We start from the raw sequence: 19,540 nt of genomic DNA, 5'->3' as shown, positions 1-19,540 counted from the left end.
CACGCATTCAGGCAGCCCGCGCCTGTCGACGTGGCGCCATCTCCACGTCTTCAACCCCAAACAGCGCCAGGTGAATCGCCTGCTGTGCCTGCAATGCCAGCACCGCACGTTCCTTGCCCACGCTACCTATTGGCTGCAGCAGGTGGATGCACACCTCGCCCCGCGGCAGGGCGAACAGGCGCATCAGGTGCGACACCAGGTCGTCCTCACCAATGAACGGCGCTACCGGGTCGATCTGGCCATCACGCAGGTACTGGATAGCGACTGGCTGCACTGCCACGCCACGGTCGATGGCACCTGCCAGCAGGCGGCCATGAAAGGTGCGCAACGTGCGGCCGGTGGTAGTGGTGCCTTCGGGGAATATCAGCAGCGGGCGGGCCAGCCCCAGTTGCCCGGCGATCTGTTCGCGCAGGCGCTGACTGTCGCCACCACCACGGCGAATGAACAGCGTGCCGGCCTTTTCCGCCAGCCAGCCGGCCACCGGCCAGTGGCGCACTTCGGCCTTGGACAGGAAAGACAGCGGCGTGAGCATGCCAAGCAGGGGGATGTCGGTCCAGGAAACATGGTTGCTGACCCACAACATCGGCCGTTGCGGAAGTTCGCCGACTACCTTGACGTCGAAGGGCAGGGCAGCGACCAGGCGCTTCATGAACAGGCAAGTCCAGCGCTGGCGCCGTTCGATCGGCGCCTTGAAGCCCAAGCGTTCGCCCAAGGCGATAATGCTGGCCATCAGCATGCCCTGCGCCAGCACCAGCAGCAGTCGGATGAGGCGGGCCAGTACCCGCAACTTCGGCATCAGACCGCCGCCTTGAAGTGGCGGGCGTAGCGTGGGCACAGCTCGTCGCGTTTGAGCAGGATGAACACGTCTGCCACCTGGAAGTCTTCGTCCCAGCATGGCTCGCCGCAAATCTTCGCGCCCAGGCGCATATAGGCCTTGAGCAGCGGTGGCATTTCGGCAATGACGTTGTTGGGCAGGGCCAGTTTCGGCAGTGGTTTTTTCGGCTCGGCACGCAGGTGTTCGGTGCACAGGTAACGTTCACGCAGGCGCTGCATCACTGCATGGGCCTGCACGCCGCCGTCCTGCATGGGGATACTGGCGCAGCCCATCAGATAGCTGTAGCGGCCCTCGTTGAGCACCTCGGCCAGTTCGCCCCAGAGCACGGCGATGGTACCGCCGTTGCGGTAGTCGGGGGCGACGCAGGTACGGCCCAGTTCGAGGATCGGGCCTTGCAGCTGCAACAGGCCGTGCAGGCTGAATTCTTCTTCGCTGTAGAAACGGCCCAGGCTGCTGGCGGCCTGGTGATCGAGCAGGCGGGTGGTGGCAACCAGTTCGCCGGTGCTCAGGTCGCGTACACCAATGTGGCGGCAGTGCACGTCGTAGTCGTCCATGTCCAGGCCCTGCTCGGCACCTTTGAGCTTGGCCTTGAATTCTGCGCTGAATACTTTGTAGCGCAAGGCTTGGGCTTCTTGCAGCGCCGTGGCGCCAACCAGGCGTTCGGCTTGCAGACGGCGTTCAGTGCTGTAGTCGCCAGCGGTAGCGATCCGAGTCATTACGAGTCTCCATAAGCCAGCCAAGAAGGGTTGCGGCCGGTCGGCTTTGTTGTGCAAAGTCAGCCTAGGTAGACCCAGTGTCACCCCTGTGAATCTTTGGTGATGCTTGCGTGACACACCCTGAGCCTTAACTGAAAGCCCTCCAGCAAGGAGCTGTTCCATGGCCTGGTTGCAACGACTCAACGATCCGCTTCGCCTCGCGCCGACAGGCACCCTGGGCGAAACCTACGCCGCGCTGCTTGAGCGCCTCGGCCCGGTTGCCCCGTTCGAACTGGCGGTACTGGGCGGGCGTGCAATGGCCACCCCGGGCCTGGCCTTCCTGGTGGGTTACCAGGCTGCCCTTCGCGTGCTGTGGCCCAGTGCGCCGCACAGCCTTGGCGCCTTGTGTGCCACCGAGCGGCGCAGCGTGCGGCCGGCAGACATGCACACACGGCTGGACGCTCTGCGGCTGTCGGGTTGCAAAGACTTCGTTACTGCGGGCCTGGAGGCGGAGTGGTTGCTGGTGGCAGCGCGTAGCGAAGCGGCTGGCGCTGCGCCGCAGTTGAGCCTGGCGGTGGTTTACCCCGGGGAGCCGGGGGTAACACTGGAGCCATTGCCAACCCTGCCGCTGATGCCGGAAGTCGGTCATGGCCGATTGCTGCTGGAGCAGGCGTCGTGCGAGTTGCTGGCCGGTGACGGCTGGGATGCCTACGTGAAGCCGTTCCGTTCGCTGGAGGATTTGTATGTGCTCGCGGCGCTGACCGCCTGGTTGTATGGCGTTGGGCAGGAGTGCGCCTGGCCGCAGGGGCTGCGCCTGCAGTTGCTTGGGCTGTTGGCCGGCTGCGCCGAGGGTAGCCGCCAGTGTGCCGATAGCATGGGTTGTCACTTGTTGCTTGGCGGGTTGTTTGCGCAGTTCCAGGCCTTGCGGGGGGAGATCGATGCGGCGTTGGCGACAGGGCCGGTGCAGTGGGCGCAAGTCTGGCAGCGTGACCAAGGGGTGATGGCGCTGGCGGCGTCGGCGCGGGAGAAGCGGCTGAACAAGGCTTGGGCTGCTGCGGGCTTTTCATGAATGGCTCACAGGTTTGTGTGAACCGATGAATCGCGGCGTGGTACCTGTGGGGGCGGGGTTAGGTGCAAAGCGGCCGGTACTGGCAGCAGAAAACCTGAAAGACATTTCCTTTTATCGCGCTTGATCCCCGCAAATCCCAGCCGTTGACGTATCATTGGCCGCCTGACGGCAACCCCTCCAGGATCGCTTGCGCATGCTCGCCCTTCTTATCCAGACCCTGAACATCACGGCGCCGGTTTTCGCCATGCTGTTCATGGGCGTCCTGCTCAAACGCATTCACTTGATCGACGACAACTTCAACCGCGTCGCCTCGCAGCTGGTATTCAACGTCTGCATGCCGGCGCTGCTCTTCCTCGGCATCTACCACGCCGACCTGGCCGCAGCGGTCAAGCCCGGTGTCATCCTGTATTTCATCGTCGCCACCCTGGTCGGTTTCGCCATTGCCTGGGGCATGGCCATCTGGCGCAGCCCGATGGCCGACCGGGGCATCTATACCCAGGGCGCCTTCCGCGGCAACAATGGTGTGATAGGCCTGGCCCTGGCCGCCAGCCTGTACGGTGACTATGGCATCTCCCTGGGGGCGGTGCTCGCAGGCTTGGTCATCCTCATGTACAACTCGCTGTCCGCGGTGGTGCTGGCGGTGTACAGCCCGGACCTCAAGTCCGATCCGTGGAGCATCTGCAAAAGCATTTTCAGCAACCCGCTGATTATCAGCGTGCTGGTGGCCGCACCGATGGCTTACGGCCAGGTGCCGCTGCCCAACTGGCTGCTGACCTCGGGCGACTACCTGGCACAGATGACGCTGCCGCTGGCGCTGATCTGTATCGGTGGCACGCTGTCGCTGGCAGCGCTGCGTAACTGTGGCCGGCTGGCCATCGATGCCAGCCTGGTGAAGATGCTCTGGCTGCCGCTGCTCGGCACTCTTGGTGCCTGGTTGTGCGGGTTTCGCGGGGCGGAGCTGGGCATCCTGTTCCTGTACATAGGCAGCCCGACCGCTGCAGCCAGCTACGTAATGGCGCGCGCGGCCAACGGCAATCATGAGCTGGCCGCGTCGATCATCGTGATTACCACGCTAATGGCGGCGATCACCACCAACATTGGTATTTTCATCTTGCAGTGGGGCGGATGGATCTAGATCCTTGACTGCAAATAACAGCAACAACACTGCCTCACTGAGCTAAAGGACACTTCATGCAAGACCAGAGCACGCCCGAGCGGTTACAGCGCGGGCTGAAGAATCGCCATATCCAGCTGATCGCGCTGGGCGGGGCCATCGGTACCGGCTTGTTCCTGGGCATTGCCCAGACCATTCAGTTGGCCGGCCCCTCCGTGTTGCTGGGCTACGCCATCGCCGGCCTGATGGCCTTCCTGATCATGCGTCAGCTGGGCGAAATGGTGGTGGAAGAGCCGGTCGCCGGCAGCTTCAGCCACTTCGCCCACCAATACTGGAGCGAGTTTGCCGGCTTTGTCTCAGGCTGGAATTACTGGGTGGTGTACGTGCTGGTCGGCATGGCCGAGCTGACGGCGGTCGGTATCTACGTGCAGTACTGGTGGCCGGACTTCCCCACCTGGGCCACGGCGGCGATCTTCTTCGTGGTGATCAACCTGATCAACCTGACTCAGGTAAAGGTCTATGGCGAGATGGAGTTCTGGTTCGCCCTGGTCAAGGTAGTAGCCATCGTCAGCATGATCGGCTTTGGTGCCTGGTTGCTGGGCAGCGGTCATGGTGGCCCGGATGCCAGCGTGGCCAACCTGTGGCAGTACGGCGGCTTCTTCCCTAACGGCGTCACGGGTCTGGTAATGGCCCTGGCTGTGATCATGTTCTCCTTCGGTGGCCTGGAGTTGGTCGGCATCACGGCTGCCGAGGCTGACAACCCGCGCGAGAGCATCCCCAAGGCCACCAACCAGGTGGTGTACCGCATCCTGATTTTCTACATCGGTGCCTTGGCAGTGCTGTTGTCGCTGTACCCTTGGCAGAAGGTGGTGCAGGGCGGCAGCCCGTTCGTGATGATCTTCCACGAACTGGACAGCGACCTGGTGGCGACCATTCTCAATATCGTGGTGCTGACGGCTGCGCTCTCGGTGTACAACAGCTGTGTGTACGCCAATAGCCGTATGCTGTTCGGCCTCGCCAGCCAGGGCGATGCGCCGCGTCAGTTGCTGAAGGTAAGCCGTAGCGGCGTGCCGCTGACCGCGCTGGGCGTGTCGGCCTTTGCGACCGGCCTGTGCGTGCTGATCAATTACCTGATGCCGGGCGGGGCCTTTGGCTTGCTGATGGCGTTGGCAGTGTCCGCGTTGGTGATCAACTGGGCGAGCATCAGCATTACCCACCTCAAATTCCGCAAGGCCAAGCTGGCCGCCGGGATCACCCCCTTCTACAAAAGCCTGGGGCACCCGCTGACCAACTACCTGTGCCTGGCGTTCATCGTGCTGATCCTGGTGGTGATGTACCTGACGCCGCCGATTCGCATCTCGGTAATGCTGATCCCGGCATGGATCGCTGTGCTGTGGGTGGCTTTCAAGCTGAAGAAGGCTCGCCAGGCCAAGGGCTGATCGGGTTTGTTCGTAAGGGGTATGCCGTTAGGTTTTCGGTGCCTGTGAGATCGAGCGCCGCCCGCGCGGCGCTTCGCGGGTAAACCCGCTCCTACGTTTGTTTCGGGCCAGTCCCTCCTGTGCCAGGCGCGCGCGACCGCCTTGTTTGTACGACGCAATATCGAGGCATGCGCCAAAGCGTTCGCGCGCAAATCCCGCAGGAATAATTGGCCCGAAACAAACCGTCCTGTGCCAGGCGCGCGCGACCGCCTTGTTTGTACGACGCGATATCGAGGCATGCGCCAAAGCGTTCGCGCGCAAATCCCGCAGGAATAATTGGCCCGAAACAAACCGTTCTGTGCCAGGCGCGCGCGACCGCCTTGTTTGTACGACGCGATATCGAGGCATGCGCCAAAGCGTTCGCGCGCAAATCCCACAGGAATAATTGGCCCGAAACAAACGTAGGAGCGGGTTTACCCGCGAAGCGCCGCGCGGGCGGCGCTCGATCTCACAGGCGATGAAAGCCTAAAGGCATGCGTCTGGCGGCCCTGACGCGTTTCCCTTCCATGCCCCTCAATGCTGCCTCCGCCAGGCACGCACGGTGGTGTACAGCAACACTGTAGCGAGCACCGGCAGTACATAGAACAGCATCAATCGCTCCAGGCGGCCAGCCAGCGGCATACCCATGGTAAAAGCCGCCACATGAAGGCCGTAGGCCAGGTACAGGCAAAGAAACACCAGGCCTTCTGCGCGAGTGATGCGGTAACCGGAATAGAACACTGGCAGGCTCAGGACAGCAACGCCGAGCATTACAGGCAGATCGAAAGACAGCGCGTTAGGCGAGATCGACAGGGGTTCCGGGGTGATCAGTGCGGTCAGGCCCAGTACAGCCAGCAGGTTGAACAGGTTACTGCCGATCACCGTGCCCACGGCGATCTCCCGTTCGCCACGCAAGGCGGCGATCAGCGCAGCGGCCAGTTCCGGCAGGGAGGTGCAGATGGCGACGACCGTCAGGCCGATAATACGCTCGGACAGGCCCAGGTCGGTGGCCACCTCGATGGCAGCTTCCAGTAGCAAGTGGCCCGCCAGGCTCAGCAGGCCAAGGCCGACCAGTATCTGCAGCAGCGTACCTGACCAGAAGCGCCCGGCCCCGGACCTGGCGGCGTCCGGGGCAGGGTAGGTGCGTGCGTAATGGCGCGACTGATGCCAGAGCATTGCCAGGTAACCGGCCAGCCCCAGCAATAGCAGTGCCCCTTCAACCCTGCCCAGATGGGCATTGGCGGACAGCGCATACACCAGCCCGCTGGCAAGGATCATCAGGGGAATGTCCAGCCGCACCAGCTGGCGTGACACCCGCAGCGGGATGATCAGCGCGGCCAGGCCGAGAATGACCAGTACGTTGAAGATGTTGCTGCCGATCACGCTGCCTACTGCCACATCCGGCGCACCCTGGTAGGCGGCCTGCAGGCTTACGGTCAATTGTGGCGCGGTACTGCCGAAGGCCACCAGGCTCAGGCCTATGATCAGCGGGCGCACGTGCAGGCGCTGCGCCAGGCGCAAAGCGGAGCGCACCAGTAGCTCGGCGCCGCCGACCAGCAACAGCAGGGCAACGCCCATTTGCAGCAGGCTAAAAGTGGGAAGGGTGGCCAGGTCGAAAATGGTCGGACTCCTGTCGCGTCAGTCGCTAAGCCCTTGTACTCGCACACGCGCTGTTCCGCTACGGAGCATGCCGATTTTTTCCGCTGCTGCGCGAGACAGGTCGATCAGGCGGCCGCGGGTGTGCGGGCCACGGTCGTTTATGCGTACCACCACACTGCGCTGGTTAGCCATGTTGGTCACCCGTACACGTGTGCCGAAGGGCAGGCTGCGGTGGGCGGCGGTAAGGGCGTGCTGGTTGAACGGTTCGCCACTGGCGGTGCGTTTGCCATGGTGGCGCGAGCCGTAGTAGGAAGCGGTGCCCGTCTGGTCGTAGCCGCGCGGGTCGATGTCATGGCTGGCGCAGCCGGCCAGGAAAGAAAACAGGGCGAGGGTGCCGAGGGAACGTTTTAGCAAGTCAGGTGCTCTCCGGTGCGACCATTCGCGGGTAAATCCGCTCCTACAGGGAACGCTGGCTTGTGTAGGAGCGGCTTCAGCCGCGAACGAGGGCGAAGCCCTCGCAGCATTACAGGGGTAAAACCATCACCCTTCGAGCTTGGCTTTGAGCAATTGGTTCACCTGCCCCGGGTTGGCCTTGCCTTTGGAGGCTTTCATGGCCTGGCCGACGAAGAAGCCGAACATCTTGCCGCGCTTGGCCTCATCGGCTGCGCGATACTGTTCGACCTGCTCGGCATTGGCTGCCAGCATTTCGTCGAGCATCTTGTCGATCGCACCCGTGTCGGTAACCTGTTTCAGGCCTTTGCTCTCGATGATGCTGTCGGCATCGCCTTCACCGGCGGCCATGGCCTCGAACACGGTTTTGGCAATCTTGCCGCTGATGGTGTTGTCACGAATGCGCAGCAGCATGCCGCCCAGTTGCGCGGCGCTGACCGGCGCCTGATCGATTTCGACACCCAGCTTGTTCAGCAGGCTACCCAGTTCGACCATGACCCAGTTGGCTGCCAGCTTGGCATCACCACCGATCTTCACCACTTCTTCGAAGTAGTCTGCCTGTTCGCGGCTGGAGGCCAATACGTTGGCGTCGTAGGCCGACAGGCCGTACTGAGTCTGGAAGCGCTCGACCTTCTGTGGCGGCAGCTCCGGCAGGCCGGCGCGGATGGTTTCGAGGAAGCTGTCCTCGATGACCACCGGCAGCAGGTCGGGGTCGGGGAAGTAACGGTAGTCGTTGGCTTCCTCTTTGCTGCGCATGGAGCGGGTTTCGTCCTTGTTCGGGTCGTACAGGCGGGTTTCCTGCACCACTTTGCCACCGTCTTCGATCAGGTCGATCTGGCGCTGGATTTCGCTGTTGATCGCGCGCTCGATGAAGCGGAACGAGTTGACGTTCTTGATTTCACAGCGAGTGCCGAACTCGGTCTGGCCTTTCGGGCGGATCGATACGTTGCAGTCGCAGCGCAGCGAACCTTCGGCCATGTTGCCGTCGCAGATGCCCAGGTAGCGCACCAGCGCGTGGATCGCCTTGACGTAAGCCACGGCTTCCTTGGCGCTGCGCATGTCAGGCTCGGAGACGATTTCCAGCAGCGGGGTGCCGGCACGGTTCAGGTCGATGCCGGTGGAACCGCTGAAGTCTTCGTGCAGGCTCTTGCCGGCGTCTTCTTCCAGGTGCGCGCGGGTTACACCGATGCGCTTGATGGTGCCGTCTTCCAGCGCGATGTCCAGGTGGCCCTTGCCGACGATCGGCAGGTCCATCTGGCTGATCTGGTAGCCCTTGGGCAGGTCGGGGTAGAAGTAGTTCTTGCGTGCGAACACGTTGCGCTTGCCGATCTCGGCATCGATGGCCAGGCCGAACATGCACGCCATGCGCACGGCTTGCTCGTTCAGCACCGGCAGTACGCCGGGCATGCCCAGGTCAACCAGGCTGGCCTGAGTATTCGGCTCGGAGCCAAAGGTGGTAGCGCTGCCGGAGAAGATCTTCGACTGGGTGGCGAGCTGAGTGTGGATTTCCAGCCCGATCACAACTTCCCATTGCATGTGTGAATTCCTCAGAAGCCGTTGGGGGCGCGGGTATGCCAGTCGGTCACCTGTTGGTAGCGGTGCGCGACGTTGAGCAGGCGGCCTTCCTGGAAGTACGGCGCCAGCAGTTGCACGCCGACCGGCAGGCCGTCGACGAAGCCCGCAGGCATCGACAGGCCTGGCAGGCCCGCCAGGTTGGCGGTGATGGTGTAGACGTCTTCGAGATAGGCGGCAACCGGGTCGCTGCTCTTGGCGCCAAGCTTCCAGGCCGGGTTTGGCGTGGTCGGGCCGAGAATCAGGTCGACATCGTTGAAGGCGGCCATGAAGTCGTTCTTGATCAGGCGGCGGATTTGCTGCGCCTTCACGTAATAGGCGTCGTAGTAGCCGGCCGACAGGGCGTAGGTACCGACCATGATGCGGCGCTGTACTTCAACGCCGAACCCTTCGCCGCGTGAGCGCTTGTACAGGTCGGTGAGGTCTTTGGGCTCTTCACAGCGGTAGCCGAAGCGTACGCCGTCGAAACGCGACAGGTTGGAAGAGGCTTCAGCCGGAGCGATCACGTAGTAGGCCGGAATGGCATGCTGCATGTTCGGCAGGCTGATTTCCTTGACCACTGCACCGAGCTTTTCCAGCTCTTTGACGCTGGCCTGGACCAGGTCGGCGATGCGTGGGTCGAGGCCGGCACCGAAGTACTCTTTCGGCAGGCCGATGCGCAGGCCTTGCAGCGAAGCGTTCAGGCTGGCGCTGTAGTCCGGCACCGGTTCTTCGATGCTGGTGGAGTCCTTGGCGTCGAAACCGGCCATACCTTGCAGCAGCAGCGCGCAGTCCTCGGCGGTGCGGGCCAGCGGGCCGCCCTGGTCGAGGCTGGAGGCGTAGGCGATCATGCCCCAGCGCGACACACGACCGTACGTCGGCTTGAGGCCGGTGAGGTTGGTCAGTGCCGCTGGTTGGCGGATCGAGCCGCCGGTGTCGGTGCCCGTGGTGGCGGGCAGCAGGCGCGCGGCCACGGCAGCGGCCGAACCACCGGACGATCCGCCCGGAACGTGCTCGAGGTTCCACGGGTTCTTCACCGCGCCGTAATGGCTGGATTCGTTGGCCGAACCCATGGCGAACTCGTCCATGTTGGTCTTGCCCAGGGTGACCATGCCGGCTTCGGCCAGCTTGGCGACCACGGTGGCGTCATAGGGCGCCTTGAAGTTGTCGAGCATCTTCGAGCCGCAGCTGGTGCGTACGCCGTTGGTGCAGAACAGGTCTTTGTGGGCGATCGGTGCACCCAGCAGCGCGCCGGTTTCGCCAGCGGCGCGACGGGCATCGGCGGCACGCGCCTGAGCCAGGGCCAGGTCGTCGGTGATGCTGATGAAGCTGTTGATCTGCGGGTCGAGCTGCTTGATGCGCGCCAGCAGCGTGCCGGTCAGCTCTTCGGAAGAAAACGATTTGTCGGCGAGTCCGCGGGCGATCTCGGCCAGGGTCAATTGATGCATGGCAGGCTCTATCCCTTACTCGATGACTTTGGGAACCAGGTACAGACCGCTTTCGGTCGACGGCGCGATGGCCTGGTAGGCATCGCGCTGGTTGCTTTCGGTGACTTGGTCAGGACGCAGGCGCTGGCTGGCCTCCAGCGGGTGGGCCAGGGGCTCGATGCCAGTGGTATCGACCGCTTGCATCTGGTCGACCAGGCCGAGAATGCTGTTCAGGGCGTCGGTAATGCGTGGCAGTTCGCCATCATTCAGGCCCAGGCGGGCCAGATGGGCGATCTTTTCCACGTCGCAGCGTTCAAGCGCCATGAGGATCTCCAAGGGAAACAAAGAACGGAATTTGGGTCCGCGGTGAGGAACATGTCAGCTTTCTGGCGGTCTAACGGCCGCGAAATTCTGCTGGCGTGCTCGGAAAAACAGCCAATTTAACATATTGGCTCCTTGCCCAAAATCCCTGCCATTGTTAGAGTTTGCCGCACTTTTTTACCCACGCTTTCCCCAGGGTCACTTTCCCATGTTCAAGAAACTGCGTGGCATGTTTTCCAGCGATCTTTCTATCGACCTGGGTACTGCCAACACCCTTATTTACGTGCGTGAGCGCGGTATCGTCCTGAATGAGCCCTCGGTTGTTGCCATCCGTACCCATGGCAACCAGAAAAGCGTCGTCGCCGTCGGTACCGAAGCCAAACGCATGCTGGGCCGTACGCCTGGCAACATTGCAGCCATTCGTCCGATGAAGGACGGCGTCATTGCCGACTTCAGCGTCTGCGAAAAAATGTTGCAATATTTTATCAACAAGGTTCACGAGAACAGCTTCCTGCAGCCGAGCCCGCGCGTGCTGATCTGCGTGCCGTGCAAGTCGACCCAGGTCGAGCGCCGCGCCATCCGCGAGTCGGCCCTCGGCGCGGGTGCCCGTGAAGTGTTCCTGATCGAAGAGCCGATGGCCGCTGCCATCGGTGCAGGCCTGCCGGTTGAAGAGGCCCGCGGTTCGATGGTCGTCGATATCGGTGGCGGTACCACTGAAATCGCCCTGATCTCGCTGAACGGCGTGGTCTATGCCGAGTCCGTCCGCGTTGGCGGTGACCGCTTCGACGAAGCCATCGTGACCTACGTGCGTCGCAACTACGGCAGCTTGATCGGCGAATCCACCGCCGAACGTATCAAGCAGGAAATCGGCACTGCCTACCCAGGTGGCGAAGTACGTGAAGTCGACGTGCGTGGTCGTAACCTGGCCGAAGGTGTACCGCGTGCCTTCACCCTGAATTCCAACGAAGTGCTCGAAGCGCTGCAGGAATCGCTGGCGACCATCGTCCAGGCGGTCAAGAGCGCCCTCGAGCAATCGCCGCCGGAACTCGCCTCGGACATCGCCGAGCGCGGCCTGGTGCTGACCGGTGGTGGTGCGCTGCTGCGTGACCTCGACAAACTGCTGGCCCAGGAAACCGGCCTGCCGGTGATCGTCGCCGAGGACCCGCTGACCTGCGTCGCCCGTGGCGGCGGTCGCGCCCTGGAGATGATGGACAAGCACGCGATGGACCTGCTCTCCAGCGAGTGATCCCGCTCGCTGTTCACGAGCGCCCGGTTTACAGGTAGTACGTACAGTGCTACCTGTATGCGCTGGGCTGGCGCCCGTTTGGGGCGCCGTATCCGTCAACCCGCAACCAGGCTGGTGCGTTGTTCCATGTCCAATGACCTCCTGAGTCGTCCACGAGGAACGGCCCATTAAACCGCTTTTCTCCAAGGGCCCTTCGCTGGGCGTTCGCCTGCTCGTTCTGGTGGTGATGTCGGTCGCGTTGATGGTTGTCGACGCGCGCTTCGACGTGCTCAAACCCGTGCGCAGCCAGATGGGCCTGGTGCTGATGGAGTCGTACTGGATCACCGATTTGCCACAGCGTGCCTGGCAAGGTGTGGCCGGCCAGTTCGGTAGCCGCACCGAGCTGATTGCCGAAAACGAGAAGCTCAAGACCGAAGCCCTGCTGCTGCAGGGGCGCCTGCAGAAGCTGGCGGCCCTGACCGAGCAGAACGTGCGGCTGCGCGAGTTGCTCAACTCTTCGGCGCTGGTCAACGAGAAGGTTGAAGTGGCGGAACTGATCGGCGTCGACCCCAACCCGTTTACCCACCGCATTCTGATCAACAAGGGTGAGCGTGATGGTGTGTTCCTGGGCCAGCCGGTGCTCGATGCCCGCGGCCTGATGGGCCAGGTCGTAGAGTTGATGCCCTATACCGCGCGGGTGCTGTTGCTGACCGATACCACCCACAGCATTCCGGTGCAGGTCAACCGCAACGGTTTGCGTGCCATCGCCAGCGGCACTGGCAACCCGGAGCGCCTGGAGTTGCGCCATGTGGCCGACACTGCCGACATCAAGGAAGGCGACCTGCTGGTCAGTTCCGGCATGGGGCAGCGCTTTCCTGCCGGCTACCCGGTGGCCACGGTCAACGAAGTGATCCACGATTCCGGCCAACCCTTTGCCATCGTCCGTGCCATCCCCACCGCCGCGCTCAACCGCAGCCGCTATATGTTGCTGGTGTTCAGTGACCGGCGTAGCCCGGAGCAGCGCGCCACCGATGCCGCCATTGCCCAGGAAGAGGCTGACCGCAAGGGCGCTGCACCTGCTGGCCAGCCGGCCGCTACCCGTGATCAGGTCGCACCCGCCGCTGGCACGCCTGCCGCGTCGGTCGCACCGGCAGCACCGGCAGCACCGGCCACTCCGGTCGCGCAGCCAGCAGCCCCGTCTGCTGCACCTGCCACGCCGGCCGCACCCGCTCAACCCCGGAGGCAATGATGGCTGCATCACGCCGCAATAACGGCTGGGTCATCTGGCTTACGTTCGCCATCGGCCTGCTGCTCAGCGTTTCCCCCATGCCGCAGTTCATGGAAGTGTTCCGGCCCATGTGGCTGGCCTTGCTGGTGTCGTTCTGGACCCTTGCCGTGCCGAACAAGGTCGGCATGACCACGGCATTCGTGCTGGGCCTTGCCGAGGACGTGCTGTATGGCACGTTGCTGGGGCAGAATGCGCTGGTCCTTACCCTCATCACCTTCTTGGTGCTGTCCCTGCAGCAGCGTCTGCGCATGTTCCCCATGTGGCAGCAAAGCCTGGTCATTCTGGTGATCTTCGGTATCGCCCAGTTGATCCAGCTGTGGCTCAGTGCACTGACCGGCAACCGCCTGCCCACCCTGGCGCTTGTCTGGTCGGCGGTGATCAGCGCCTTGCTCTGGCCGTGGATCAGCTTTGCCTTGCGCGACCTGCGTCGACGCTTGCACATCAACTGACGGCAACGCGCCACTGACAGGGAGATGTCTGCATGACCCCGCTATACCTGGCTTCAGGCTCGCCCCGTCGTCGTGAACTGCTGACGCAGATCGGCGTGCCGTTCATTGTCATCAGTGCCCCGGTCGATGAATCTCCGCTACCCAGCGAAAGCGCCCCTGCCTACGTCGAACGCCTGGCCCGGGCAAAGGCCGCCGCCGGCCTGGCCAGTGTCGACGGCCCGGCTGTAGTGCTCGGCGCAGACACTGCCGTGGTGCTCGATGGTCGTATTCTCGGCAAACCGGAAAACCGTGAAGATGCCTTGGCCATGCTGGCTGACCTGTCAGGCCGTGAGCATCAGGTGCTGACCGCTGTCGCCCTGGACGATGGCCAGCGTGTGCACAGTTTTTGCGTGACCAGCACGGTGCGCTTTCGCGCCATCAGCACTGATGAAGCGCAACGCTATTGGGCCAGCGGCGAGCCATCTGACAAGGCTGGCGGCTATGCCATCCAGGGGCTGGGTGCGGTCTTCGTCAGCGGCCTTTCCGGCAGCTATTCGGCGGTGGTCGGCTTGCCACTCTGTGAAACGGCCGATTTGCTTGGCCAGTTCGGCATCGCCTGCTGGCAGTCGCTCGCGCATACGCCAGAGGTAACAAACCCGCAGTAGCCAGCAGTGCATACGCCATCCATCATTAGAAGAACCTTTGACGAGAGCCTGCCATGAGTGAAGAGATCCTGATCAACATCACCCCGATGGAGTCACGTGTGGCGGTGGTGGAAAACGGGGTGCTGCAGGAGGTGCACGTCGAGCGCACCCAGCGCCGTGGCATCGTCGGCAATATCTACAAGGGCAAGGTGGTGCGTGTGCTGCCAGGCATGCAGGCGGCCTTCGTCGACATCGGCCTCGAACGCGCAGCGTTTATCCATGCCTCGGAAATCTCCCAGCGCGAAGGCTCGGCGGTAGAGAACATCACCGCACTGGTACATGAAGGCCAGGCCCTGGTGGTGCAGGTGACCAAGGACCCGATCGGCACCAAGGGTGCACGCCTGACCACCCAGCTATCGATTCCGTCGCGTTACCTGGTGTACATGCCACGCAGCAGCCATGTCGGTATTTCGCTGAAAATCGAGGACGAAGCCGAGCGTGAGCGCCTCAAGCAAGTGGTCAGCGACTGCATGGATGGCGAAAACATCAAGGATGCCGGTGGTTTCATCTTGCGCACCGCCGCCGAAGGCGCGCGTGCCGAGGAGATCTTGCAGGACATCCGTTACCTGCGCCGCCTGTGGGAGCAGATTGGCACCCAGATCAAGACCTGCGGCGCGCCCACGGTCATTTACGAAGACCTTGGCCTGGCCCTGCGTACCCTGCGCGACCTGGTCAACCCGAAGATCGAGAAGATCCGCATCGACTCGCGGGAAACCTTCCAGAAGACCACGCAGTTCGTCGGCGAGTTGATGCCGGAAATTGCCGACCGCCTCGAACACTACCCGGGCGAGCGCCCAATCTTTGACCTGTACGGCGTCGAAGACGAGATCCAGCGGGCTCTGGAGCGCAAGGTGCCGTTGAAGTCCGGCGGTTACCTGGTGGTCGACCCGGCCGAAGCGATGACCACCATCGACGTCAACACCGGGGCTTTCGTCGGCCATCGCAACCTCGAAGAAACCATCTTCAAGACCAACCTCGAGGCTGCTACCGCCATCGCCCGACAACTGCGCCTGCGCAACATTGGCGGCATCATCATCATCGACTTCATCGACATGGAAGACGAAGATCACCAGCGCCAGGTACTGCGTACCCTGGAAAAACAGCTGGAGCGCGATCACGCCAAGACCAACATCATCGGCATCACCGAGCTGGGCCTGGTGCAGATGACCCGCAAGCGCACGCGGGAAAGCCTGGAACAGGTGCTTTGCGAGCCGTGCCTGGCCTGTCAGGGCCGCGGCAAGCTGAAAACACCCGAGACCATCTGTTACGAAATATTCCGCGAGATCCTGCGTGAGGCCCGTGCCTATCAGGCTGAAGGCTACCGTGTGCTGGCCAACCAGAAGGTGGTCGACCGCCTGCTGGATGAAGAGTCAGGCAACGTGGCGGAACTGGAAGCCTTCATCGGTCGAACCATTCGCTTCCAGGTCGAGTCGATGTATTCGCAGGAACAATACGACGTGGTGCTGCTCTGAGGTCTTCTGAAACACGCCACTGCATCGTCGTGCTGGCAAAACCGGCACGACGGGCCATCATGGATAAACGACTTGGAGGGCCATGGCCATGGGACGTCTGAACCGCGTTCTTGTTGCTCTGACCCGCTGGGGGTTGGGCATATGTGCCCTGCTGGCAGTATTGGTGGCGCTGTATGTCAGCCTTGGTCGTGAACTGGTGCCGCTGGTAGCCGAGTACCGTGCCGACGTAGAAAGCAAGGCCGAGCAGGCGCTGGGCCTGCCCGTGCATGTCGGTGCCCTGGAAGGGCACTGGAGCGGACTGGCCCCTGTGCTGCGGGTACGTGACCTGCAACTGGGCGAAGGCACCAGGGCGCTCCGGCTGGACGACGTCATGGTGGTGCCCGACATCTGGGCCAGCCTCACCGCCCGCGAAGTGCGCCTGGCGCGCATCCAGCTGGGCGGGCTGCAACTGATCCTTCGCGAAAACGAGCAGGGCGCCTGGAGCCTGGAAGGCCTGCCGAAGAAGGACGACGCGCCGCTGGACCCTGCCGACTTGCTGCAGCGCCTGCGCCAGCTGGGGCGCATCGATGTGTTCGACAGTCTGGTCACCCTGCACCCCTGGCAGCGCGACCCGCTGACCCTGACATATGTGAGTGCCGGCCTGCAGGCCGGTGCTAAACGCCAGGCCCTGGATCTGCGTGCGACCCTGCCTGACGGCCAGCCCCTGGCGTTGAGCCTGAACAGCCGTATGTCGGCCGACGCTTGGCGTGATGGCGAGGTAGAGGCCTATGTCAGCCTGCCGCAAAGTGACTGGGCACATTGGTTGCCGCCCAGGGTGTTGGGGCAGTGGCATGCTGACACCTTGCGGGCGGGCGGTGAGTTCTGGATCGGCTGGGGCAAGGGGCAGTTGCAACGGGCCGTCGTAAGGCTCAATGCACCCAGGCTGGAGGGGGCCTATGCCGGGCGCAAGGCTGCCAACCTGAATAACCTGGCTTTGGGCGCCTGGTTCCAGCGCCGGGAGCAAGGCTTCGATGTGGTCGTCGACTCGTTGGCCATGGACCTCGGCAAGGCCCGCTGGGAGTCTCACCTGCAGTTGCAGCAGCGCCCTGGCCAGAACGCAGCCGATGAAAGCTGGCAGTTACAGGCCGACCGCCTCGACCTCACCCCGCTGACTCCGCTGATCGATGCCCTGGCCCCCCTGCCGGACAAGGTCAAGGATGTGGTCGATGGCTTGAAGGTGACCGGTGCGTTGCGCAATGTGCGCCTCGAGGCCAGGCCCAAGGCCGAGGGTGACCAGCGCCTGCAGTTCGCAGCCAACCTGGAGAAGGTAGGCTTCGATGCTTATCACAACGCCCCGGCGGCCGGTAACGTCAGTGGCAGCATCAGTGGTGACCTGGGCCACGGCGAGCTGCGCCTGGATACCGATGCGTTCATGCTGCATCTGTACCCGATCTTCGCCAAGCCCTGGCATTACCAGAAGGCGAATGCGCGCTTGACCTGGACCTTGGACAAAGACGGTTTCACCCTGATTGCGCCCTACCTCAAGGTGCTGGGCGAGGAGGGCAAGATCGCCGGTGACTTCCTGATTCGCCTGTTGTTCGAGGAAGGCCGCGAGGACTACATGGACCTGCGCGTCGGCCTGACCGAAGGCGATGGCCGCTTTACTGCCAAGTATCTGCCCGAGGTGCTCAGCCCGGCCCTCGACGAGTGGCTGCGCAGCGCTATCGTCAAAGGCGCTGTGGATGAAGGCTACTTCCAGTATCAGGGCTCGCTGAACCATGGCGCATCCCCGCAAGCGCGCAGCATCAGCCTGTTCTTCAAGGTGCATGACGCCGCGCTGGACTTCCAGCCCGGTTGGCCACAGGTGCAGCATGTCGATGGCGATGTGTTCATCGAGGACAGTGGCGTGCGCATCAAGGCCCAGCGAGGCGTGCTGCTCGACACCAAGGTCAGCGATGTGAATGTCGATATCCCGCATGTCGACGGCGACCAGCACAGCCATCTCTACCTGGATGGCGACTTCGACGGTAGCCTGGGTGATGGCCTGAAGATTCTCAAGGAAGCGCCAATCGGCACCGGTGAAATTTTCGCCGGCTGGGAAGGTGAGGGGCCGCTGAAGGGCAAGGTCAAGCTCGATATCCCGCTGGCCCATGGGCAGCGCCCAAAGGTGCAGGTGGACTTCGCCACCCACGATGCGCGCCTGAAAGTCGCCCCGCCAAGCCTGGAGTTGAACCGCCTGAAGGGCGACTTCAGCTTCGACTTCGACAAGGGCCTGAGTGGCAAAGGCATCAGCCTGCAGGCCTTCGGCAAGCCGGTAACGGCGCAAATAACCGCTGAAGGTCAGGCTGGGCAGATGCAGACCCGCATCAATGCCAATGGCCAGGTATCGCTCAAGGCGCTGACTGACTGGCTGCAGTTCAAGCAGGCCTTGCCGGCCTCCGGTGACCTGCCCTATCAGTTGCAGCTCAGTCTGGGGAGCCGGGACAACCGCCTGAGTGTCACTTCCAGCCTCAAGGGGCTGGCCATCGACCTGCCGGCTCCGTTCGGCAAAGCGGCAGCAGATACCCGCGACAGCCGTTTCAGCATGAGCCTTCAGGGCCCGGAGCGGCAATTCGATGCTGCCTACGCCGACCTTGCCCGCTTTGCCTATGCTGCACCGGCTGAAAACTTGACCCAGGGCCGCGGCGAGCTAGTGCTGGGCACAGGCGACGCCCGGGTACCTGCCAGCCAGGGGCTGAGGGTGCGCGGGCGCCTGGAGACCCTGGACCTGGCCCCTTGGCAAGAGCAGGCGGGCCGGCTGGCTGGGGACGACCCCGGTGGCAGCGCGCGGCAGAACCTGCAAAGCGTCGACCTGAGCATCGGCCAGTTGAAAGCCTTCGGCATGGACCTGAACCAGGCCGTGGTACGCCTGGCCCGGGGCGGCCCGGCCTGGGATTTGCGCCTCGACAGCAAGGAAGTCATTGGTAATGCGCGCGTTCCGGATGCCAAGGGCGCGCCGATGGTCGTGCGCATGCAGACCTTGCGGCTGCCTGCCGCCAGCGCCGCTGAACAGCAGGCTGAAGACGGCCCCGACCCGCTGGCCTCGTTCGATCCGCGCAAAGTCCCGGCACTGGACCTGAGCATCGACAAGCTCTATCGCGGTGACGATCTTTACGGCAGCGCCGCGATCAAGCTGCGGCCGACCCCACGTGGCGTTACAGCCAGTGATATCGACCTCGACCTCAAGGGGTTGCGCATCGATGGCGGTGGTGGCTGGGAGGGTGAAACGGGCAAAACCAGCAGTTGGTACAAAGGGCGCCTTGATGGCAAGAACCTGGCGGATGTGCTCAGCGCCTGGGGCTTTGCCCCGACGGTGACCAGCCGCGACTTCCGCTTGGACGTGGATGGCCGCTGGCCGGGTTCGCCGGCCGCAGTGGGCCTGAAGCGCTTCTCGGGCAGCATGGATGCGGCGCTGCGCACCGGCCAGTTCGTCGAGGTCGAAGGCAGCGCACAGGCACTGCGGGTGTTCGGCCTGCTCAACTTCAACTCGATTGGCCGGCGCCTGCGTCTGGACTTTTCCGACCTGTTTGACAAGGGCCTGGCCTATGACCGGGTCAAGGGCTTGCTGGTGGCCAGCAGTGGCGTGTACGTGACCCGCGAACCGATTACCGTGACCGGCCCGTCGAGCAACTTCGAGCTCGACGGCACGCTGGACATGGTCAGGGACCGGGTCGATGCTGACTTGCAGGTGAGCCTGCCGGTGACCAACAACCTGCCGCTGGCGGCGTTGATCGTCGGCGCGCCGGCGGTGGGCGGTGCGCTGTTCCTGGTCGATCGGCTGATCGGTGACCGCGTGTCACGCTTTGCCAGCGTGCACTACCGTGTCGAAGGGCCGTGGAAAGAGCCTAGAATCACATTTGTGAAACCTTTCGAGAAATCCCGCTAGG

The 19,540-nt window shown here is 63.1% G+C and carries 16 protein-coding genes; 9 read left to right on the top strand and 7 right to left on the bottom strand.

Features of this window, described 5'->3' with window-relative positions; all coding sequences use genetic code 11:
- Nucleotides 1-7: 7 nt before the first annotated feature.
- Together N5D53_RS06860 and olsB are read right to left on the bottom strand one after the other, a co-directional pair.
- Entirely contained in the window at nt 8-796 is a 789-nt protein-coding gene (locus N5D53_RS06860; protein WP_104960848.1) for a lysophospholipid acyltransferase family protein, read from the bottom strand.
- Nucleotides 796-1,551: an L-ornithine N(alpha)-acyltransferase gene (olsB, locus tag N5D53_RS06855; RefSeq protein ID WP_190869668.1), complete on the bottom strand. Its 756-nt coding sequence runs from the start codon at nt 1,549-1,551 to the stop codon at nt 796-798. Before olsB ends, N5D53_RS06860 begins: the two co-directional genes overlap by 1 nt.
- A 160-nt stretch (nt 1,552-1,711) precedes the next feature.
- Here olsB and N5D53_RS06850 point away from each other — a divergent pair, with 160 nt between their 5' ends.
- From N5D53_RS06850 to N5D53_RS06840, 3 genes are all read left to right on the top strand, one after another.
- Nucleotides 1,712-2,599, top strand: a complete 888-nt coding sequence (locus N5D53_RS06850; protein ID WP_266022587.1) for an acyl-CoA dehydrogenase — start codon at nt 1,712-1,714, stop codon at nt 2,597-2,599.
- Between the two features lie 193 nt (nt 2,600-2,792).
- Nucleotides 2,793-3,734 carry an AEC family transporter gene (locus N5D53_RS06845; RefSeq protein WP_012051304.1) on the top strand — a complete coding sequence of 314 codons (942 nt, stop codon included), beginning with the start codon at nt 2,793-2,795 and terminating at the stop codon, nt 3,732-3,734.
- Between the two features lie 56 nt (nt 3,735-3,790).
- Nucleotides 3,791-5,152 (top strand): amino acid permease, encoded by a 1,362-nt coding sequence (locus N5D53_RS06840; protein WP_104960850.1) that lies wholly within the window; start codon nt 3,791-3,793, stop codon nt 5,150-5,152.
- Nucleotides 5,153-5,704: 552 nt separating this feature from the next.
- Here N5D53_RS06840 and N5D53_RS06835 read toward each other — a convergent pair.
- The 5 genes from N5D53_RS06835 to gatC all read right to left on the bottom strand — a co-directional run bounded on the left by N5D53_RS06835 (nt 5,705) and on the right by gatC (nt 10,521).
- Nucleotides 5,705-6,748 carry a calcium/sodium antiporter gene (locus N5D53_RS06835; RefSeq protein ID WP_064492408.1) on the bottom strand — a complete coding sequence of 348 codons (1,044 nt, stop codon included), beginning with the start codon at nt 6,746-6,748 and terminating at the stop codon, nt 5,705-5,707.
- Between the two features lie 60 nt (nt 6,749-6,808).
- Complete coding sequence (locus N5D53_RS06830; RefSeq protein ID WP_010952129.1) at nt 6,809-7,183, bottom strand: septal ring lytic transglycosylase RlpA family protein; 375 nt, start codon at nt 7,181-7,183, stop codon at nt 6,809-6,811.
- A 126-nt stretch (nt 7,184-7,309) separates the two neighbouring features.
- Complete coding sequence (gene gatB, locus N5D53_RS06825; RefSeq protein ID WP_010952130.1) at nt 7,310-8,755, bottom strand: Asp-tRNA(Asn)/Glu-tRNA(Gln) amidotransferase subunit GatB; 1,446 nt, start codon at nt 8,753-8,755, stop codon at nt 7,310-7,312.
- Nucleotides 8,756-8,766: 11 nt separating this feature from the next.
- Complete coding sequence (gatA, locus tag N5D53_RS06820) at nt 8,767-10,218, bottom strand: Asp-tRNA(Asn)/Glu-tRNA(Gln) amidotransferase subunit GatA (RefSeq protein ID WP_104960851.1); 1,452 nt, start codon at nt 10,216-10,218, stop codon at nt 8,767-8,769.
- Between the two features lie 15 nt (nt 10,219-10,233).
- Nucleotides 10,234-10,521, bottom strand: a complete 288-nt coding sequence (gene gatC / locus N5D53_RS06815) for an Asp-tRNA(Asn)/Glu-tRNA(Gln) amidotransferase subunit GatC (protein WP_003255165.1) — start codon at nt 10,519-10,521, stop codon at nt 10,234-10,236.
- Nucleotides 10,522-10,726: 205 nt separating this feature from the next.
- On the opposite strand from gatC, the gene mreB reads away from it, so the two are divergent.
- The 6 genes from mreB to N5D53_RS06785 all read left to right on the top strand — a co-directional run bounded on the left by mreB (nt 10,727) and on the right by N5D53_RS06785 (nt 19,539).
- Complete coding sequence (mreB, locus tag N5D53_RS06810) at nt 10,727-11,764, top strand: rod shape-determining protein MreB (protein ID WP_003255163.1); 1,038 nt, start codon at nt 10,727-10,729, stop codon at nt 11,762-11,764.
- 166 nt (nt 11,765-11,930) lie between these two features.
- A complete protein-coding gene (mreC, locus tag N5D53_RS06805) occupies nt 11,931-12,992 on the top strand; it encodes a rod shape-determining protein MreC (protein ID WP_104960852.1) in 1,062 nt (353 codons plus the stop codon).
- Nucleotides 12,992-13,480, top strand: a complete 489-nt coding sequence (gene mreD, locus N5D53_RS06800) for a rod shape-determining protein MreD (RefSeq protein WP_003255161.1) — start codon at nt 12,992-12,994, stop codon at nt 13,478-13,480. Before mreC ends, mreD begins: the two co-directional genes overlap by 1 nt.
- A 32-nt stretch (nt 13,481-13,512) precedes the next feature.
- Entirely contained in the window at nt 13,513-14,124 is a 612-nt protein-coding gene (locus tag N5D53_RS06795) for a Maf family protein (RefSeq protein WP_190869666.1), read from the top strand.
- Nucleotides 14,125-14,177: 53 nt separating this feature from the next.
- Nucleotides 14,178-15,635, top strand: coding sequence for a ribonuclease G (gene rng, locus N5D53_RS06790; protein WP_010952135.1), 1,458 nt, complete (start codon nt 14,178-14,180; stop codon nt 15,633-15,635).
- Between the two features lie 82 nt (nt 15,636-15,717).
- Complete coding sequence (locus tag N5D53_RS06785; RefSeq protein ID WP_279840179.1) at nt 15,718-19,539, top strand: YhdP family protein; 3,822 nt, start codon at nt 15,718-15,720, stop codon at nt 19,537-19,539.
- Nucleotide 19,540 lies beyond the last annotated feature (1 nt).

The sequence above is a fragment of the Pseudomonas sp. GD03862 genome (assembly GCF_029840855.1).
GTDB classification, from domain to species: Bacteria; Pseudomonadota; Gammaproteobacteria; order Pseudomonadales; family Pseudomonadaceae; genus Aquipseudomonas; species Aquipseudomonas alloputida.
This window is presented reverse-complemented; position numbering and strand designations above follow the sequence as displayed.

Excerpts from the sequence above, each read along its gene's own strand:
- gatA (WP_104960851.1), bottom strand. The coding sequence starts at position 10,218 with ATGCATCAATTGACCCTGGCCGAGATCGCCCGCGGACTCGCCGACAAA.
- olsB (WP_190869668.1), bottom strand. The coding sequence starts at position 1,551 with ATGACTCGGATCGCTACCGCTGGCGACTACAGCACTGAACGCCGTCTG.
- N5D53_RS06835 (WP_064492408.1), bottom strand. The coding sequence starts at position 6,748 with ATGGGCGTTGCCCTGCTGTTGCTGGTCGGCGGCGCCGAGCTACTGGTG.
- N5D53_RS06860 (WP_104960848.1), bottom strand. The coding sequence starts at position 796 with ATGCCGAAGTTGCGGGTACTGGCCCGCCTCATCCGACTGCTGCTGGTG.
- N5D53_RS06795 (WP_190869666.1), top strand. The coding sequence starts at position 13,513 with ATGACCCCGCTATACCTGGCTTCAGGCTCGCCCCGTCGTCGTGAACTG.
- N5D53_RS06845 (WP_012051304.1), top strand. The coding sequence starts at position 2,793 with ATGCTCGCCCTTCTTATCCAGACCCTGAACATCACGGCGCCGGTTTTC.
- N5D53_RS06785 (WP_279840179.1), top strand. The coding sequence starts at position 15,718 with ATGGCCATGGGACGTCTGAACCGCGTTCTTGTTGCTCTGACCCGCTGG.
- gatB (WP_010952130.1), bottom strand. The coding sequence starts at position 8,755 with ATGCAATGGGAAGTTGTGATCGGGCTGGAAATCCACACTCAGCTCGCC.
- mreB (WP_003255163.1), top strand. The coding sequence starts at position 10,727 with ATGTTCAAGAAACTGCGTGGCATGTTTTCCAGCGATCTTTCTATCGAC.
- gatC (WP_003255165.1), bottom strand. The coding sequence starts at position 10,521 with ATGGCGCTTGAACGCTGCGACGTGGAAAAGATCGCCCATCTGGCCCGC.
- mreD (WP_003255161.1), top strand. The coding sequence starts at position 12,992 with ATGGCTGCATCACGCCGCAATAACGGCTGGGTCATCTGGCTTACGTTC.
- N5D53_RS06840 (WP_104960850.1), top strand. The coding sequence starts at position 3,791 with ATGCAAGACCAGAGCACGCCCGAGCGGTTACAGCGCGGGCTGAAGAAT.
- rng (WP_010952135.1), top strand. The coding sequence starts at position 14,178 with ATGAGTGAAGAGATCCTGATCAACATCACCCCGATGGAGTCACGTGTG.
- N5D53_RS06850 (WP_266022587.1), top strand. The coding sequence starts at position 1,712 with ATGGCCTGGTTGCAACGACTCAACGATCCGCTTCGCCTCGCGCCGACA.